The following is a 19157-nucleotide window of genomic DNA, read 5'->3' as shown; positions in this document are numbered from 1 at the left end:
GTGACGTGTTCGTGACTAGAAATACGCAGATTCGCGCAGGGCCCACGGCACAAGGGCTCGGGAGACGCGTGCATAGAGACGATGTAGCACGCGGGCGACAGATTTCTACTTAGTTTTTGTCGCACGTGATTCATGCACGAATCTACGTCGGTCTAAAGAGCCTAGCCGCAGAGCAGGAGCAGAAGTGGGGCAGCCCCAGTGCAGCACCAGCACAACGCGACGCGGAACAACGATCTACGGAGATTTCGCCACATGCGAGACGCGAAGGGTGCCTAGCATCCGTCCTCGCCCGACACACAGGGCTATAGCCAACCATCCACAGCCTCCATGCCATCGAGCCCGTCGCCGCCGCAGCAAGAGCAGAAATCGAGTGCCCATTCCGGCGGCCGGCGCCGGGCACCGGGCGTACTTGCGGCGCCGGATTTCGAATGGAAAAGCCCTCCACTGAGCGAGACACACTTCGCGCGCGAAGCTGCGGAGCAAGGGTGGATTGACGCAGCGCTCGATGTCATGCCACAAGTGCCGGCAGGCAGCGGCAACATTTCCCTGGCAAACACCGTGGTCAAAGCGCGAGTGGGCGGCACGTTCTGGGGTGCGGACCCAACCCCCATGCTTGATGCGCTCGGTACGCGTTCATTGGCGCTGTTGCGACCCGGCAATCTGCGAGAGGCCGAGCAGATGCTTGCCCTCGCACACGGCTGGAGCCTGACGCCCTGTCTGGTGATGCCTACGACTGCGCACTGGAAGAGCAACCTGCACGCCCAAGTGAGCGCGCTCGGTGGCGTGTTGCTGCACGATCCGGTAGACCCGTGGCCGTTGCTCGACCGCTGCGATCGCGTGATTGTTGATGGCAATGACACCGTAGGCTTTCTCGCCCTCCTCGCCGGAAAGCCTGTCACGTGCGTGCAGCCCGGCTACCTCTCCGGGCGCGGCCTCACGCATGACGTGGGATTCACCGAGCGCAAGGCGCCGCGTTCGCTCGCACAACTTGCCGATGCAGTGCTGCGCGAAGGTACCCGCTATATCGACCCCTTCACCGGGAAATCCTGCAGCTGTGAGGCCGTGATCGAGTTACTGCAATTTTGGAGGACGCTCTGCCACCAGAATCGCGCAGTGGCGTGTTGTACTGGCATGGCTCTGTGGAAGCGGCACGATATCTCGCGCTTCTTTCACGATGGCACACGCGCCGTTCCCTTCTTTGCCGGCACGCGCCGCCCGACGCTGCACGCGAAGAAGGTGGGCGGCGCAGTGGCCGTGTGGGCAACCCGTGAAACATTGGAACTCGCCGTCGAAACCCGCGAAGCTGGCGTGCCGCTCTATCGCGTGGAGGACGGCTTCATCCGCTCGCGTGGGCTTGGCAGCGACCTCTATCCACCGATGTCGATTGTGGTCGATCGGCGCGGCATCTACTACGACCCGAACAGTGGGAGCGACCTGGAAGGGCTGCTCTCCACCACGGCATTCGATCAATCGCTTTTGCGCCGCGCCCGCTTTCTGCGACGCATGCTCGTCACACACCGCATTACCAAGTACGGGCGCGAGGATCGCGAAGCGGACTTGCCGCTGTTGCCACAAGGAAGGCGAAGCGTCCTGGTGCCCGGACAGGTGACCGACGATGCATCGCTGCGCCTAGGCGGTGCGGGCATCAACTGCAACCTGGAATTGCTGCGTCGCGTGCGTGCGGTGGAACCCGACGCCTACATCGTCTTCAAACCGCACCCCGATGTGGAAGCCGGCCATCGGCCAGGCAGCATAAGCGATGACGATGCCCTGCGCTACGCCGATACCATCGCGCGCACCACATCGCTTGCCCAATGGCTTGAAGTCGTGGATGCGGTCCATGCGCTCACGTCGCTTGCCGGCTTCGAGGCCTTGCTACGAGGCCGGGAGGTCATTGTGCATGGGCAACCCTTCTATGCCGGATGGGGCCTGACTCGCGATCTGGCACCCATGTCATGGCGCACGCGTCAACTGACGCTCGACGAGCTCGTCGCGGGCACCCTTCTCCTCTATCCCCGCTACCTTGATCCGCAGACCGGTCTGCCATGCCCGCCCGAAGTACTCGTGCACCGCTTCACGCAACGCAGCCGCCAGGCACCGTCGGCCTTGACACGATTGCGCCAATGGCAGGGCCGCATGCGACGCGGCTTGTGGTCCATGCATGCCCGCCTGGTGGGGGCGTGGTCATGAACGCTGCGTCGCCACGTAACTTCCTCTTCCTGCAGGGCCCCCCGGGCGCTTTCTTTAGCCGCCTGGCCACTGCACTGCGCGCTGGGCGGCACACCGTTCACCGCATCAACTTCCACGGCGGCGATGCGCTCGACTGGCGCGCCGGCCCAGCCATCTCCTGGCGTGGCCGAGAAAGCCGATGGCCCGAGTGGCTCGTCCGTCAACTGTCCCGGCTAGCGATCACGGACCTTGTGCTCTTTGGCGATTGCCGCCCGCTACACCAAGCGGCCATCAGGGTCGCGACAAGGGACGGTCTGCGGGTTCATGTTTTCGAGGAAGGCTACCTGCGCCCCGACTGGATCACGCTTGAGCGCGACGGTGTCAACGGCTACTCGTCGTTACCGCGTGACCCACACTGGTACCGAGCACGTGCCGGTGACTCCTGTTCTTTGCCGGGGTCCGGGGAGGACCTGCCGGTGCCAGGAAACTTCGGGGAGCGTGCTCGCGTCGCATTGTTCTACTACCTTGCTGCATGGCTCTCGTGGCCCTATTTTCCGCACTATGCGTCGCACCGTCCGTGCCACCCGGCCAGAGAGCTGGCGGGGTGGGCGGGACAGTTGATGCGCCGCCGAACGATGGAGCGCAATGCCATCAAGGCATTCGACCGACTTGCCGGCAGACCGTATTACCTCTTCCCGCTTCAACTCGACTCCGATTTCCAGCTGCGCGTGCATTCCCCCTTTGGCGGGATTGCCGATGCGATGCGCCTTGTCATCAAGAGCTTTGCGTTGAGCGCCCCCGAGGATTGTTTGCTCGTTCTCAAGTCCCATCCGCTTGATAACGGCGTGACAGACTGGCACGCCCTTGCCATGCAGGAGGCGCGCCGCCTTGGCACGACCGAGCGCCTTGTCTGGTTCGACGCAGGTGACATCGACGTCCTCTCGCGCAACGCAAGCGGCATGGTGACCGTCAACAGCACCACCGGCACGCTTGCCTTGGCGGCTGGCGTCCCCGTACACGTGCTGGGCAGCGCCGTGTATGACATGCCAGGACTCACCGACCAGCAGGAGCTGGCCGCGTTCTGGCATGCCCCATGCCCGCCAGATCCGGCTCTCTTCGACGCGTTTCGTCGTGTATTGCGGGATCGTTGCCTGCTGCGCGGTGGCTTTCATAACACGGCCGCCATTGATCTCCTGATCGCCCCCGTGTGCAAACGCCTGCTCGCAGGAGATTCTGCCGTGAACGCCTATGGCAGCGAGATCGCCATTGACGAGCCGCTGGCGGAGGTTCCTGCATGAACGGGCCCGAACTGCTGCTGGACATCACCCGGCTCATGCGCCGCGCGCGCCATACCACGCCCACCGGCATCGACCGCGTGGAGATGGCGTACGCCGATTACTTGTCACGCCACGCGAATGACCGCCTCGTCCATACGGCCATGCATCCGTGTGGCTGGCATGTACGCCTGCCGGCTTCGGCTGCCCACAGGTTCCTTGAGGAAACGGCGCGCCAATGGCGCGGCGACAAGTCGAAGAGTCGGCAAGCCGCCCTGCGGCTGTGGTCAGTCCTATGCCTTACCTCACCTAGGTTTCGATGGCCAGCGCAGGTTGGCCGACCGGGCGTCTATCTACTGCTCTCGCATACGAATCTTGAACGCCCTGCTGCCGTGGCGCGCGCCTTGGCGACCGAGCGGGCGCGCCTGGCCTGCCTCGTGCATGACGTAATCCCACTCACCCACCCCGAATTCGCGCGTGCCGGAGTGGCCGAAGTGCATCGCCGGCGCATCGAGACGGTCGATGCATTGGCCGACCTCGTGATCTGCAACTCCCAGGCGACCACATATGCGATTGGTGCACAGATCAACCGCATCACGCGCGGCGCGCGGCTGCTGACCGCACCGCTTGGCGTGACGCCAATGATGGCGACAGCGCCGCCCTCAACGCCGCAAGCCACAGCGCCGTACTTCGTGATGCTTGGCACGATCGAGCCGCGCAAAAATCACCTGTTGCTGCTCCAGCTCTGGCAGCGGCTCGTTGCCCAGATGGGCCCTGCGCGTGCTCCGAGACTGCACCTGGTGGGACGCAGCGGCTGGGAGAACGCGCACATTCTGAACCTCCTGGAGCGCTCGAGCGCGCTGCACGGCGTGGTCACACTGTCGCACGGCAAATCCGACCGTGAAGTGGCCGCGCTTCTGCGCGGTGCACGAGCCCTCTTGATGCCTTCGCTTGCCGAAGGCTTTGGCCTGCCCGTGGCCGAAGCACTCGCGCTTGGCGTACCGGTCATTGCGAGCGACCTGCCCGCGCTACGCGAAGCCGGCGGCGGCGCCCCCGACTATCTCGATCCGCTGGACGGTCCGGCATGGCTGCAGGCCATCCGAGATTACCTCGATAAGGACGCACCACGCCGGCAGGCACAACTGGGACGCATCACCGCATGGCGCGCGCCCACCTGGGACGATCACTGCCGCGTCGTTCTCGAAGCGATCGACCGGCTGCCTGCAACCGCGCTTCGCTCACGGGAGGCCAATCTTGCGATCTGAATCGACACGGTCAACACTGCGCTACGGGCTCCAGGTGCAATGTCGCGTGATTGGCGCCCTGATCATGCGCGAGCTGCACACCCGCTACGGGCGCGAGAACATCGGCTACCTGTGGCTGATCGCCGAGCCCATGCTACTGGCCGGCTCCGTGTCGCTGATCCATATCGGCGACTCACACCATCGGGGCGGGATCCTGCCGGTACCGTTTGCGCTTGGCGGCTACTGCGCCTTCATCATCTTCCGCTCAATCATCACGCGCGCCGAAGGGGCGCTCCATGCCAACCAGCCGCTCTTGTACCACCGCATGGTCACGATCTTCGACATGCTCGTCGCCCGTGCCATCCTCGAGGCAGCCTCCAGCGTGGTGGCGCTCCTGCTGCTACTGGCGGGTGCCTGTGCACTCGGCGTGGCCGAGCCTCCAGCGCGTCCGCTTTTGATGCTGGCAGCACTGGCGCTGATGACATGGTTCTCGTTCGGCGTATCGATGCTGGTGTGCACGGCCACCTACCTGAGCAAAATGGCTCACCGCCTGATTCACCCCGTGGTGTATCTCGCCATGCCGATGTCCGGCGCCTTCTTTCTGCTCAAGTGGATTCCGGAGCCCTACCGTACCTGGCTGTCGTGGGTGCCGCTCACCCAAATCTTTGAGCTGCTTCGGGTGGGCCAGTTCGAGAGCTTCGACAGTCCCTATATCGACCCGTTCTACATCGTGGCGTGGTGCCTCGCGCTGACGTTGGCAGGCCTCGCCTGCCTGCGCATTCTGCGCCGCCACATCCATCACTAATCCGCTTGCCGCCATGACCGCCGATACTTCGACAGCCCGCGCCACCGAGCTTCCGCCGCTTCCGACACCCGAGGCCCGCGCGCCACGCCTCGCGACTCTCTGGTACCAGCACCGTATCTTCCTGGCCGTGGTGGTCCTTCCCACGCTCCTGGCCGCGCTCTACTACTTCGCGATAGCCGCTGACCAGTACGAGTCCGAAGCCCGCTTCGTGGTTCGCTCCACGCAGTCGCAGTTGCCCCAGGGCGCAAACGGACTTGGCCAGATGCTCGGACTCGCCGGTGTGCTCAATGACGCCCAGGCGCAGTCGTTCAGTGTGGGCGACTATCTCGGCTCCCACGACGCCGTGGCGGCGTTGCATGACAAAGTCGATCTGGTCTCGCTCTTTCGCCGCCCCGAGGCCGATATCGTCTCCAGACTCTGGTGGGTCGAGCCGAGCCCGGAGACGCTACTGCGCTTTTACAGGCGGCAGGTGACGGTCGCGTTCAGCCAGGACACCGGAATCACCACCTTGCGCGTCCATGCCTTTCGTCCGGCGGATGCGCAAGCACTGGCGAGCTGGCTGCTCACACTCAGCGAGTCACGCGTGAACGCCTTTAACCAGCGGGCCGTAGAGGACGCCGTGCGTGTTGCCACGGCCGAACTCAAGGAAGCCGAAAGCCAGGTCATCGACGCGCAGCGCTCCCTGACCGCCTTCCGACTGCAGCAGCGCGACATCGATCCGGAGAAGACCGGCGCCGGCCAACTGACGCTCGTTGGCCGGCTCGAAGAAGCGCTCGCGCAGGCGCGCGCTCAACTGTCGGCCATGCAGGCCACCGTCAACAGCGACAGCCCACAGGTGGTAGCGCTGCGAGATCGCGTAGTGGGTCTCGAGCGGCAACTTTCGGCGCAGAACGCGCGGATGACAGACGCTCAGGGCACGGCCCCGCGCATGGCCGATTACCAGCGCCTCCAGATGAAGCTGGACTTCGCAGCCAAGCGCTATGCGGGCGTCGCAACAGCCCTTGAAACCGCTCGAGAAAACGCCCTCAAGCAACAACTCTACATCGTTCGCGTGGTCGAGCCAAACCTTCCGGTTCGCGCCTTGTACCCGCGCAGCCTATTGATCGTGACAAGCGTGTTCGCGAGCCTGCTGGTGGCATACGGCATCGGCTGGCTGATTGTTGCCGGCGTACGCGAACACGCCGCCTGACCTGGAGATGCTCTGTGAAACTGTTCAAGAACATGTGGTCCAATAACGCCGATGCGAAATCGGCAGCGCTCGTCGCCGCCGGTGACAGCGCGCGCGACGCGCGCGATTGGCCAGCCGCGGCGACTCACTATCGCCAGGCGCTTGACGCTTCGCCTACGATGGCGCCGATCTGGGTGCAGTATGGCCACGCGCTCAAGGAAGGCGGAAACCTGTATGAAGCCCGCACAGCCTACCGCCGTGCACTCGGTTTAGCACCCGACGTTGCCGACACCCATCTGCAGATGGGACACGCTGCCAAGCTTGCCGGCGAGCTCGACGAAGCCGCTGCCTGCTATGCGCAGGCGCTCATGCTGGAACCTGGCCACGCCGATGCACTGCGCGAGGTGCATGCCTTGAGCCTGCGCGGCATACGCGCCGATGTCACTCATCTGAACACAGCGTGGAATCAACCGCCCCCCGCCATGCCGACAGAAGATCCAGTACACGCACTATCGGCCCTGCTGGAGGCGGCCCGCTCCCAGGAACTCCCCCCGGGGCAGGCCGAATCGGCGCAGCACGCGCGCGAGCAACTAGCAAGCGCCGTGGAGATCTTGCGCAAGCTCGACAGGAATGCCCTGCGCCAGCATCAGCCTGCCGACCGGGTCGCAACGTTCGTCTTCGACGCCACTGACCTTATCCACCACTTTCGCGGGTCTCGCCTGCCTACCGGCATCCAGCGCGTGCAGCTCGAGCTGATCTCGGCCGCACACGAACCTGGTTGCCCGGCGCCGATGATCTGCTATCTGGGCGAGCGTGGCTGGCTCGAAGTGCCCGGCGCGCTCTTTGCTCGTCTTTGCCAGATGTGCCTTGGCCACGGCAATGAGACCGAGTCCGAATGGCAGCAGACGCTCATGCGGCTCGATACGCTGATGCTCGGCAGCGAAGCGATGGTATTTCCGCGCGGTGCGTGGCTTGTCAGCCTTGGCACCTCGTGGTTCCCCGAGTACCTCCTGCACGTGCGTCTTGCCAAGCGCCGCTATGGCGTACGCTATGTGCCGTTCGTGCACGACCTGATTCCAGTGGTGATGCCCGAGTATTGCGTCGATGACCTGGTCGACCGATTCGTCACCTGGTTGCTGGGCGCATTCGCCCATGCGGACCGCTATCTCGTGAATTCGGAATCCACGAGACGCGACCTGATGGCTGCCGCGGTACGCCTGGGACAACCGATTTCACCAGATCACGTCGAGGTCATCCGGCTCGATGCGGACATCCGCAAGCCAGAAATGCGCGCCCCTGAAGCCACCAGCATGCAGGGATGGGGCTGGAGTCGCCAGCCGTTTGTACTGCTATTGTCCACGGTGGAGCCGCGCAAGAACCATTTGGCCGCGTTTCGCGCGTGGACTAGCCTAATCGCGCATCACGGCGCCCGTCACGTGCCTCAGCTGGTGTGCGTCGGTGCCAAGGGCTGGAAGAATGAGGCTGCACTGGCGATGCTCGAGAAAGACCCTGTCTTGGGAAGTCGTGTCACCCTTCTTTCTGGCCTGACCGACCCGCAGGTGGCGCTGCTCTTCGAGCGCTGCCTGTTCACGCTGTACCCGAGCCTGTACGAGGGATGGGGCCTACCGGTGACCGAATCGCTGTGCTATGGCAAGGTACCAGCAGTATCCGATGTCGCCTCACTCCCCGAGGCCGGTGGGCTACTCGCGGAGTATTTCGATCCGCAGGCTCCTGCCGAACTACTACGCGTACTGGAAAAGCTCATTTTCGACACGCCCTATCGCCAGGCGCGCGAGAGGCGCATCCAGAGTGAGTTCCACCCCCGCACGTGGCAGCAGTTGGGCACGCAGTTGGCGCTGGCCGTCGGCCGCTGGCAGGCTGACTTGCCGGCGGATATGCCCAATGGCGATTGCTCTCCCACCCTGGCGCCTGGCCGCTATTACCCCATGACCACACCACGCCACACATCGCTTTCGCATGGCGCGATCGTCACCGAGAGCCTGCGTGCCGGTGACGGCTGGCATGGCGTCGAAGACTGGGGCTGCTGGAGCAAGCCTGGCGAGAGCCGGCTTGCCATGCGGTTGCCCAAGACTTTGCATGGCGACAATGTGCGTGTCTCTCTGTACGTGCGCGGCCTGCCGTCGCGCACAACACGATTTCGACTCGAATGTGGCCAAGGCAGTTGTAGCGAAGGCAAACTCGACGCCGGCCAGACGCGCTGGATCACGCTCGACGCGGAGATGCCTGTTGGACAAGCGCTTGAATTGTCGCTCTACGCGACGGACTATGAGCCCCTTGCCGACTCCACCCAAGGGGCGGACTCACGCGTAATCGGCCCAGCGGTGCTTGGCCTCTATCTATGCGCAAGTGCAGACAATGCCGCCCGACTTCGACTGCTCGAAGCGGTGACGCTTGGCAATCTTGATGCCCTCTCCGAGCCCCCCGAGCCACTGGATCTATTGGAGTCCGGCAGCCTCCCACAGGCTACGCATCAGACCAAGCAGTTGCTGGCCGAACTGTAGGAGCGGACATGGAAGCTATTGACACGTACGTCGTACATTCCACGCAGGCCACGGCGACGCGCACTCGAATCCAGCCCGTCATCCTGGCTGGTGGTTCCGGGACACGCCTATGGCCGTTGTCGCGCGAACAGATGCCCAAGCCTCTGATTGCGGGCCTCATTGACGATTCAACGCTTCTTGGTGCCACTGCCGCACGACTGGCCGGCATCGAATCACGCGGCCCGCAATTGTCGCCCGAGATTATGGTCGTCTGTGGCCAGGCTCACGCCGAAGTCACCGCACGTCTGCTGCGAAACGGTGGCCACAATCCACGGCTACTGCTCGAGCCCTGCGCACGAAACACCGCCCCTGCGCTGACGGCCGCAGCGCTCGATATCGCAGCGATCGATCCCCACACAGTAATCGTGGCGATGCCGGCTGACCATGCGATCACCAACATCGCCGCCTTCCAGCATGCGGTCGCAACTGCTGCCGCGCATGCCGATCAGGGCGCGATTGTGACCCTTGGCATAGTGCCGACCGGCCCCGAACCGAGCTATGGCTACATCGGACTTGGGACATCCCTGGATAGCGCCAGCACCCGCCGACTCGATGGCTTCGTCGAAAAGCCTTCGCGCGAGGTTGCAGAAGCCTATGTCACAAGCGGCAATTACTGGTGGAACAGTGGAATCTTCGTGGTTCGCGCCGATGTGTGGCTTTCCCTCGTTGGCCGGCTTCATCCACAGACCTTCATGGCGTGTCAGCTTGCGCACGCCAATGCCGCCCAACTGCCCGACGGCCTGTTACTGGACGCCTCCGCCTTCTCCGCATGCCATGCCGAATCGATTGACTACGCCGTGATGGAGCAGCTTGGCGACACTCCTGCGGCCGTGGTGCCGCTCGACGCCGGCTGGTGCGACCTCGGCGCCTGGGATGCCATCTGGCAACGCCTGCCGCGCGACGCCGCCGACAACGCGGCACGCGGGCAGGTGCTGCTCGAGGGCGCGCGGGCTACGCTCGCCCATGCCACCAGCCGGCTCGTGGTCTGCGTGGGCACACGGAACCTGGCGGTGGTGGAAACGCCTGACGCCGTTCTGGTGGCCGACATGGCGCACGTACAGGACGTGAAGGCAGCCGTAGAAAAGATCCGGGCACAAAGCCGTACTGAGGCAAGCACCCATCGGCGGGTGGATCGCCCCTGGGGCAGCTTCGAGTCGATCGACCAGGGCGAGCGCTTCCAGGTGAAGCGGCTGGTGGTGGAGCCAGGAGCTCGACTCTCCCTGCAGATGCACCATCACCGCGCAGAGCACTGGATTGTGGTCCGCGGCACGGCACGCGTGACGCGTGGGGAGGAATCCTTCTTGCTCAGCGAGAACCAGTCGACCTATATCCCCCTTGGGATCCCCCACCGACTCGAAAATCCGGGCAAGACGACACTCGAAATCATCGAGGTGCAGTCAGGGAGCTACCTCAGGGAGGATGACATCGTGCGGTTCGATGACGTCTACGGCCGGACTGGAACAACCCGGTAGCGGACAAATTCATGGGGAAATCTACCCAGAATTTGCCCCAAGCTAGTCATACGTGCCGCTTAGTGTCTGGGCGCTTGCTCTGACACAGCCACTGCTCCCAGATTACACGATGACAAACGTACACCTGATCCCCAGCGAGCCCGAGGTGATCCTGATGCAGACATCGGACTCCACGAGCCGATACTTTGACATGCTGATGGTGACGGCACAGACCGCGCGCCGCTACTGCCAACGCCACGGCCTGCGCTACCAGGCATTCGTCGGGCTAAAACGCGGCAATCGCCCGTGGCACGCCACATACAACCGCATCGACCTGCTGCAGGAACTTGTCCAGCGCGATTTTCGCGGCTGGGTTCTCTTCGTGGATGCTGACGCCTGGATTGCGGATATGGAGTTCGACCTTCCTGCCTATCTACGAGACAAGAGCCAGTATGCAATGATCGCCGCTCCGGCCGGTCACAGCACCGACTTCTTCTGGAACGTCAATATCGGAGTGATGCTCTTTAACTTGGCGCACCCGTTTATGCGCGCCATCATTCGCGACTGGGAGTCCTTTCTCTCTCGCTACCAGCTCGAGCGCGACGCCATCGACTGGAACGGCCAGATTCCTGACGACCAAGGCATGTTCCACCAGATTCTCGATAAGCACCCCGAGTCTGCCGATCTGGTCCTCCACGAAGAAAAGTCGTTCTTCAACTCTCCCTGGGCCAGCTTTGTACGTCAGGCAATTCGCGCCGAGAACGCCGACATCGAGCAACGCCTTCACCACGTTGCAGGCGAAGTCTCCGCCGTGCTCGAGCGCAGCGCTGCCGCCGGTCCAGCCTGATATCTACCCTACAACTCCATCATGCTCACGGAACCCACAACCGTCAGGGACACGCCAATCGACGTCACCCTAACCAATCTGGCCAATGTCTCACGCTCGGACAAGGGCACCGCACACCCTGAGCCGCACTCGTACACACTTGTCTACGACATGCTGCTACAGCCGCGTCGACATGCGGTAAGACAAATGCTTGAGATCGGTCTGTGCGCCGGCGGACCCGAAGTCGGCAATGACGCCGAGCGCCGCCCGCCCGATGCACCGTCAGTACGCATGTGGCTGCAGTACTTCCCAAATGCGACGATCCACGGCTTTGACATTTCTGACTTCAGCTTCTTTCAGCACCCGCGCTTTCACTTCACACGAGGTGACTCGGGCTCGGCGGCAGATCTGCAAAGCGCGATAGCCAATCGCGACCCATACGACCTAATCATCGATGATGGGTCGCACGCATCCTTTCATCAGCAACTGGCTTTCCTGCACCTCTTCCCGAAGCTGCGTCCGGGCGGGCTTTACATCATCGAGGACCTGCATTGGCAGTCGCCGTACTACGAAAGCTCGCTGCCAGCGACCATTCCGACGGCTACCTTAGTCGATCACTGGTTCCGTTCGCACACCTTCCCTTCCCTCCCGGCTGCCGAACTGCAAGGAATCGAAGCGTTGGCCGCAGACATCGATTTCGCTTTTACGCTAAACCAGCCCTTCGTGCCAGCCAGCCCGCCGAAACTGGCAGTCATCCAGAAGCGCTGGTAGGAGAAACGCGCATGGGTATCGACATCTATGTCCTCGACTTTCTGCTGCGCTCACGCCGCCGGCCGCTTGGCAACACGCTGTGGTTGGGACGCCAGGGTTTCCACATCCACCCCGACCAGGCACCGGTAGCGCAGCGCATTCTGGACAGGCACGCGCCGGGCACGCCTTTGAACCTTCTGACCGGCACGACAGGCTACGGCGAGGCACTCTTCTCCTGGCTGGGTGCGACCTCGATCACGGCAATGGACAACTCGGCCTATGAAGGCTCCACCTTGCTGCATGACCTCAATTGCCCGGTGCCGGACCGATTGAGAGGCGTATTCGATTGCATTTTCGATGGCGGCACCATCGAGCACGTCTTCAATGTGCCGATGGCCTTGAGCAACGTGCACGCGATGTTGCGCCCGGGTGGGGTATTCCTCTCTGTCAACGCGGCCAACAATCAACTTGGACATGGCTTCTATCAGTTCAGTCCAGAACTCATGTGGCGCGTGTTCTCACGAGATGCCGGCTATGAGATTGAATCAATGTGCTTGATGGACTTGATCGGCTATCCCACGCCAATGGACCTGGTGGATCCAGTGATGCTGGGTCGCCGAGACGAGATCGGACCTACGGCTGGCCCTACTTACTTGATGGTCGCTGCGCGCAAGATTCGCCATGTTGCACTGCTCCCTGTGCAGCAGAGCGACTATACGCGCGCGTGGGTTGCTTCCGGACAGGCGACGGCCAACTGAAGGATTGGGGAGCTTGGCGATTTGGGCGGCTAGCGGTTCTCCCGCTAGCCGTTTTTTTTGGTTCGTCGCCGATTCCCGGAAGGTCCGATAGCGCACACCGTCTCGAAGCGCACCGGGCGTTCTACTTCGCCGCCGTCAGTCAACTCACACGCACTGACTTAACTGCTTCTTCGCCTCGCGGTAGAACTGTGCCGACCACTTGTTGATGATGTAGGCGCAAACTGCAGCGTTGTGAATCCCGACGCAGGGAAATTGAAGCGGTAGCGTACCGTTCTTTGCAAGCTGGATGCTCGACGTACCGGGACCGCCAAACGTCTGATCAGCAGTCTGAGCCGCCTCGGCGGCGACGCGCTCGCCTTCGGCGATCGGCTCATCCAACGCAGATATGGTACGCCCCTGTGCCTTCAACTCCGCCGCGAGAGAGGACACTGACTGCGCAAGCAATTGGCTGCGAACCGTCGCAAGGCCTGGGTCCGTATACGCTGGCAGCTGTGAGGCCATGTAGCCGAAGTTTCCGCTGCAAGCCCCGCCAGCCTTGCCACCCGTCTTAAGCATCCCGCCGCTGGGGGTGCCGGCGCCAGCGGATTGCATGACAACGCTAGCATCTGCCCCCTTGGCGGCCGCACTAGTCGCAGCACTACCAGGGCGACGTGCCGGTACCTTGCTGTCTGGCACGGAAATCGTCGTTCCATCCGATGCCTTCACAGACGCGTTGCGCATGATGACGAACTCATCATCCACCACACGCAGTTGCCCTTGCAGGGTCAGCTTCGTCTGTCCATCGAGTCGCCGGGCCTGCGCAGGGGCCATCGGCACGCCGATCGGCACACCCTGATACTGCGCCTCGATGAACGAGCCGTCCGCGTTGTAGTCTTTCACATCCACGTCGATCTGGTAGGGATAAGAAACCTTCGCGACGCGGTTCCGATACTCGGTAGTTGTCTCGTACTTGTCCTTCTTCAGCGTCTCGACGAACTTCGTGAAGTCCGAGTTGGCGATCTGTCCCGTTTGCAGCTTCCAGACCTTCGCCGTGTGCAAGGTACCATTCTTCGCCTTGGCGTCATCCGTCGTGTAGTTCGCGCTGTAGCTCAGCCATCCCGGGACCTCCTGCAGTAGTGCCCCCGTCTTGATGTCATAGACCTGCGTCGTGCCACCGCCCTCGTTGTTGAAATACTCCGGGCCAACGAACACGACATTCCCGCCCTTCGGGCGGCGCGCCATCGTCTTGCCGGACTTCTGGGTCGCAATGCGCCTGACCTGCTGCAATGTCTTCACGTCGTACAGGGTGATGTCGCCCGTGTTCTGGTCGAAGACGGTCAGATAGTCCTCGTCGATGCTGGCGATCTTGCCGCTCGCCAACGTCGTCAGCTGGCACGTATTGGGATCCAAAGCCGCCGCAGGTTCATGTGTGAAAAAGCGTCCCTTCTTGCCCCACACGACAGCACCCTTTGGGAGGTCGCAGACCTTCGTGCCAGAACGCATATCCCAAAGCCCGGTGGGCTGCGGGTTGTAGTCACGGTATGAGAATGCCGCGACGAAATTCTCGTCCACGCGCGCGACCTGGCTGATTTTTCCCGGCGTGGTGGCAGTGAACGTGGACACCTTCTGGCTACCAACAAAGTGGGCCACTTCCCCTGTGCTCTCGTTGAGCGCGATGAAGTCCAGCTGCGCGGCTTTCTCGTACGACGGATGACATAGGTTGTAGCCCTTCCCCGCCATATCGACGCGCGACACCAACGTTCCCGTCAGGTCATATTCCGCCACGGCCTTGCAACTCATCGGCTTCGATTCATACTCGACTGCGATGACCCGGCCTTCCGAGGCGACGACGTTCGTCAGACCGCCGAATTGGGCTCCAGTGCCGTCGAAATCAAAGATACTGGTGTTCTTCCCGTCGTTGTACTGGATGTACTTGTTGCCGATGAAGTAGAAGTACGAGTACTCGCCAAGTGGAATGTTCTGACGGACAACCCGCTCGGATCCCGAGGCGAGCTGGCGAAGGATCAGATCGCCCTTGCCGTCAACATAGGCAGCATAGTCGCCCTCCGACGAGAACGCGATCTTGGTTTTGGCCGTGACCTCGAAATCGGCCCCCTGCCCGCCCGTGCCCTTGCGCTCGAGAACGCGGCGATTGAGTACCGGCAGTCCGGCCCATTCAGGGGGCGGCGAGAGCATCGCGTTCTCCCGCTCTGCTGCGGCTGCACGGGCGGCAACCTCCTGCCGCCCCTTTTGCTCCTCGGCCGCCTTAGCTCGCGCTTCCGCTTGCTGTTTGCGTTGCCGCTCGGCCTCCAGTCGAGCCTGGTCTGCCTCCTGCTGGCGCCTGCGATTCTCGCTATCGCGATCCATCTGCTGAGCCAGGGGCTTCAGCGACTCCAGACCCTTTTGTATTGCCGCCCAATCCGCAGCGTTAGCCGGCGATATCATCGCTGCTACCACCAAGGCCGGCAGCAAGCATTGCACCACCTGCCCGCCCGACCGCGAAAACCCGTTCTTCTGGCTCATTTCCCTCGACCTGTCTTGTTTTGCTCTTCTGCTGTTTGACTTTGCCCAAAGATGGCCGCCACCCGGAAAGACTCGAGTCTCCGCCCCCTGAAAATCAGGGGTTGCTCTGACTCATATCCCCGAAGTCAGGGCCACTGGCGGGCGCGATTCTATCGCCAGCGGGTGACGCTTGGATTACGGATGTACCTGGTCCGCCCCGGCGCCTACTGCCCCGCACTTGAACGGGGACACAACGTGTAGCGTGCAAAATCGGCGCGGTGGGAGTCTACGCCATCGCATTCGAACGTTCATCGTCAAAATTGATGATGGCCCCGCCCGAGCGGGCGTGCGGGTGGCCTCACGAATTCAACGTTGTGCCGCGAGCGAAGTGCGGTTTGATTTGTCAGAAGGCGCTTCAAAAATCGGCCAAGGCCTTGGCTCAGGTAATTAGCGATTGTTTCGGGCAAATCGAGCGCGCACCTGGCGTTAGTGGCTAACCCAGGGTATCCCTGAAGAGCATCATTGATTCCGCCTGCAGCGTGTCGCCACAATCTGCATGTTGGCGGTGACGCGTTTGTACAACGGTCCGTCACCGCGCCACTGCGCACAAGGCGCCAGCCCGAGGCTCGCATTTTCTTTGGCTTGTCATCCTCAATTATGATGACGACCGATGCTTGACGGCCAGTGGATACTCCCGCGAACTATAACGACTGGGAGGTCAAATGTTCGTGTCTTACCGCTTCTTGGGGGCGATCAGTATCGCCCTTACGCTTGCCGCATGCGGGGGCGGCGAGCAGTCCTCGACGGTAGCCGCGGCAGCAACTCCACCGGCAACAAGCCCTAAGTCGATGTCATACCAACTCACGCTAAGCCCAGCGGCGGCGCAAGTGGCTGTTGGGAAGGCCGGTCGGCTGGTGGCAACCGTGGTGGACAGCAACGGGGCAACGGTGAATGATCCAGTTGTGACGTTCACAAGTTCCGACCCTACGGTGGCTTCCGTCTCAGCGGATCTGTCCTCGCCAGGCACCGCGATCGTAACTGGGGTCAAGAGCGGTGGAACGATGGTGACGGCGACGTTCTCGCCCGCCGGCGGCCCGTCCTATAGCCAGATTGCAAATATCACGGTGGTGACGGGTGACGCGCCAACGTACAGCCTCATGTTCCCCTCGCAATCAGTGAATTTGCAGTATGGCAAGCAAGGCTCCATCACTGCAGCCATTATCGACAGCGAAGGGCGCGATGTAACTGCACAGGCGACAGGGTGGACGTGGGTCGCGAGCAACTCTGGCATGGTTTCCGTGAGCGCGGCCAGTCAAACGGCCACGTTGCTTGCCTCAAATCCAGCCCAGACAGTTTCCGTGTCCTACATAACAGCCAAGGCAGTCGCCCCAGATGGGTCGAAGCTCGTGGGGCATATCGCCGCTGTGGCGATACCAGACTATACGTACCGGATTCAGCTATCGTCCGCGACCGCAAAGATTTCTACTGACCTTACACCGACGATCATCGCAAGCGTTATTCGTAGCGATGGCGAAGACGTGACGCTCAAGTTTGGCTATTGGCGCTGGACGCTACCGGCAGTGCCAGTGAATCCGCCCCCGCCCGCCGACGCCCCAATGTACGCTGGCGTCGTTACCTCTGCGATTGGAAACGTCGCGACACTGAGCAGTGGGCTATTGACGGGCGCGAAGGGTAGCTACGCCACCTTTCCCCTCGTTGTCTCGGCACTTGGAAACGACGTTGGGCTGACGGTGCCGGACGCAACCATTCAGGTTTCACTGTATCCCACGTGGGCAGTAGACCTTGGCATTGGTCCGATCACTACCGTGGGCACCGTTTCATCAACCAGCTATGCGCTGACGTTCTATCACAACAGTGTGGACGAGAACGCGGCAGCACCTTTGCCGTGCAGTTCGTTGCGGTGGAGCTCTGGTCTCGACGTCATAAGGATTACCCCGAATCCGGCTGACATCTCCAAGGGAACCATTTCTTATGACTCGGCACAGGACGGTTACGGCTTGAATGGAGACTGGCTAAGCTATCTGTGCAAGCTACCCAGTGGAAGAGAAATTTCTGCGAGCACGAAACTCACATTCCCGTGAAGTCGGACGAGAATCGCTTTGACTCCGTAGGGTACCGATCAGTCTTGCCGCCACGTCCTCGCCAGATTTGAAGGACAGGACGTCTCGACACAACTGATGGGGCGAAAGCCCCTCTCGGCGCTGTGGTTCAAGGCGCCGATAGGAGCTTTCGCCTGTGGCCGGCCTTGTCTTCATTGTCCGCTCCAGTTTCGCAGCTTTGCAGGGGTATGGTTTCGCCCCGCCGACCGGACGCGCCTGCCCCTTCGCGGGGACTCGATGCGCTTTGGCAGCTTGCACACCCACCTTAAGCAACCAAAGTAAACCCTTCCAACAGAGGGTTCACCACCGGCATCAATCTCCATGTGTAGCTGATAGGCTTTGCCACAACCGCCACGGGGATACGGTAGCGCCGTATGTAGAGCGGGAGAGCTCCTGAGACACAAGCGAGCCGACAGTGAGGGAAGTTCACGAGAGTGCCGTGACGTCGAATCTGTTTTTCAAGCGCGCCATCGAGGCCGTCGCCCACATTGCGGATGACACTCCGCCATGGCATGACATTCTCACTACAGCACGCGATCTGATCGGAGCGGACAGCGGGACACTGATCATGATGGACGGCTGCGGCAACCTGCTGGGCCTGAACCAGGTCGGCCTCGATGACGACGCTGTTGCCACCTACTCAGCGCACTATTACAAACTCGATGCGATGGCCGAAGCCGCCGTCAGGGTGCCCGCGGGCGTCTGCCTCGACAGCAACGAGCTTTTCTCCGCCGCCGAACTCCAGCGCACGGAGTTCTACACCGACTACCAGCGCAAGCACGGACACGAGCAAAGCCTCGCCCTGGTCCTCGAACAGAACGCGCAGCGACGTACCGGCTTCAGCTTCCAGCGCTCGACCGTTATCCAGGGCGCCAAGGACAGAATGCTGGAGGGTGATACCGGCCGCTACATCCACGCCTTGCAGGCGGCGCTTGTGCACAGGCATGAGTCTGCGGCGCTGCAACTCATGTCCGTTGAAGAGACGCTTGCGGCTCTGGGCGAGGCAAGTTGCCTCGTGACGCCCTGGGGTACCGTGGTTCGGCATTCCCCACTGGCCAGCCAGATGTTCGACAACCGGCAGGGCCTGTGCGTCCGGCAGGGCCGCTTGTGGCACGCCTCGCGGGACGTGCGAGCGCTCCTGGCAACGAAGCTCATCGGCACGATCCGCAGCGGCTCTCCCTCCCGCTTGACAGTCCCCCAGGCTCAGCGTGAAACACTTAGCCTCGACATCACGATTGCGAATCCCCGTTTTCGCCTCGGCGACGAGCGGCTAGCCTTTGTCCGGTTGCGCCGCCAAATCGCGGTGGCAAATACGGATGAGTCGGAGCTAGCCGCTATCTTTGGGGTCACCACAGGCGAAGCCAAGGTCCTGGCGGCCATGGTTACCGGACTTACTCCGTTGGAAATCGCCGTGCACCACGCCGTTTCGGAAAGCACCGTGCGCAAACAGATCGCCAGCCTGAAGATGAAGATGAACTGCAGCCGAGCAGTCGACCTGGTAAGGCTGGCACTTCTGGCGCAGCGCTAGACGCAAGAATCGTTCATTGAGG

The 19157-nt window shown here is 62.1% G+C and carries 13 protein-coding genes; 12 read left to right on the top strand and 1 reads right to left on the bottom strand.

What is annotated here, in order from left to right; translation table 11 throughout:
- The first annotated feature begins 327 nt into the window (after nt 1-327).
- The 10 genes from RN01_RS07095 (at nt 328) to RN01_RS07050 (ending at nt 13006) form a co-directional block, all read left to right on the top strand.
- Complete coding sequence (locus RN01_RS07095; protein WP_080672733.1) at nt 328-2190, top strand: hypothetical protein; 1863 nt, start codon at nt 328-330, stop codon at nt 2188-2190.
- Complete coding sequence (locus RN01_RS07090) at nt 2187-3467, top strand: capsule biosynthesis protein (RefSeq protein ID WP_024569314.1); 1281 nt, start codon at nt 2187-2189, stop codon at nt 3465-3467. Before RN01_RS07095 ends, RN01_RS07090 begins: the two co-directional genes overlap by 4 nt.
- Nucleotides 3464-4708, top strand: coding sequence for a glycosyltransferase family 1 protein (locus RN01_RS07085; RefSeq protein WP_017512913.1), 1245 nt, complete (start codon nt 3464-3466; stop codon nt 4706-4708). The genes RN01_RS07090 and RN01_RS07085 overlap by 4 nt, the downstream gene beginning before the upstream one ends.
- 46 nt (nt 4709-4754) lie before the next feature.
- Nucleotides 4755-5492: an ABC transporter permease gene (locus RN01_RS07080; protein ID WP_017512912.1), complete on the top strand. Its 738-nt coding sequence runs from the start codon at nt 4755-4757 to the stop codon at nt 5490-5492.
- 13 nt (nt 5493-5505) lie between these two features.
- Complete coding sequence (locus RN01_RS07075; RefSeq protein WP_017512911.1) at nt 5506-6681, top strand: hypothetical protein; 1176 nt, start codon at nt 5506-5508, stop codon at nt 6679-6681.
- A gap of 14 nt (nt 6682-6695) precedes the next feature.
- Complete coding sequence (locus RN01_RS07070; protein WP_024569312.1) at nt 6696-9182, top strand: glycosyltransferase; 2487 nt, start codon at nt 6696-6698, stop codon at nt 9180-9182.
- An 8-nt stretch (nt 9183-9190) separates the two neighbouring features.
- A complete protein-coding gene (locus RN01_RS07065; RefSeq protein ID WP_024569311.1) occupies nt 9191-10693 on the top strand; it encodes a mannose-1-phosphate guanylyltransferase/mannose-6-phosphate isomerase in 1503 nt (500 codons plus the stop codon).
- Between the two features lie 154 nt (nt 10694-10847).
- On the top strand, nt 10848-11519 hold the full coding sequence (locus RN01_RS07060; RefSeq protein WP_133258084.1) for a hypothetical protein: 672 nt from the start codon (nt 10848-10850) through the stop codon (nt 11517-11519).
- A gap of 21 nt (nt 11520-11540) precedes the next feature.
- Nucleotides 11541-12269 (top strand): class I SAM-dependent methyltransferase, encoded by a 729-nt coding sequence (locus RN01_RS32465; protein ID WP_128646636.1) that lies wholly within the window; start codon nt 11541-11543, stop codon nt 12267-12269.
- 11 nt (nt 12270-12280) lie between these two features.
- The gene (locus RN01_RS07050; protein WP_017514312.1) at nt 12281-13006 is read left to right on the top strand and encodes a class I SAM-dependent methyltransferase; all 726 of its coding nucleotides are present in this window, start codon (nt 12281-12283) and stop codon (nt 13004-13006) included.
- 144 nt (nt 13007-13150) lie between these two features.
- Here the strand turns inward: RN01_RS07050 and RN01_RS07045 are convergent, their stop codons facing one another.
- Entirely contained in the window at nt 13151-15508 is a 2358-nt protein-coding gene (locus tag RN01_RS07045) for a YncE family protein (RefSeq protein WP_024569310.1), read from the bottom strand.
- An 827-nt stretch (nt 15509-16335) separates the two neighbouring features.
- Here RN01_RS07045 and RN01_RS07040 point away from each other — a divergent pair.
- Entirely contained in the window at nt 16336-17589 is a 1254-nt protein-coding gene (locus RN01_RS07040; RefSeq protein WP_160171250.1) for an Ig-like domain-containing protein, read from the top strand.
- Nucleotides 17590-18046: 457 nt separating this feature from the next.
- Nucleotides 18047-19135 carry a LuxR C-terminal-related transcriptional regulator gene (locus RN01_RS32460; RefSeq protein ID WP_024569308.1) on the top strand — a complete coding sequence of 363 codons (1089 nt, stop codon included), beginning with the start codon at nt 18047-18049 and terminating at the stop codon, nt 19133-19135.
- Nucleotides 19136-19157 lie beyond the last annotated feature (22 nt).

Source organism: Cupriavidus sp. SHE (assembly GCF_000812445.1).
Taxonomy (GTDB): Bacteria; Pseudomonadota; Gammaproteobacteria; order Burkholderiales; family Burkholderiaceae; genus Cupriavidus; species Cupriavidus metallidurans.
Note: the sequence above shows the minus strand (reverse complement) of the source record. Positions and strands in the feature narration are given on the sequence as shown.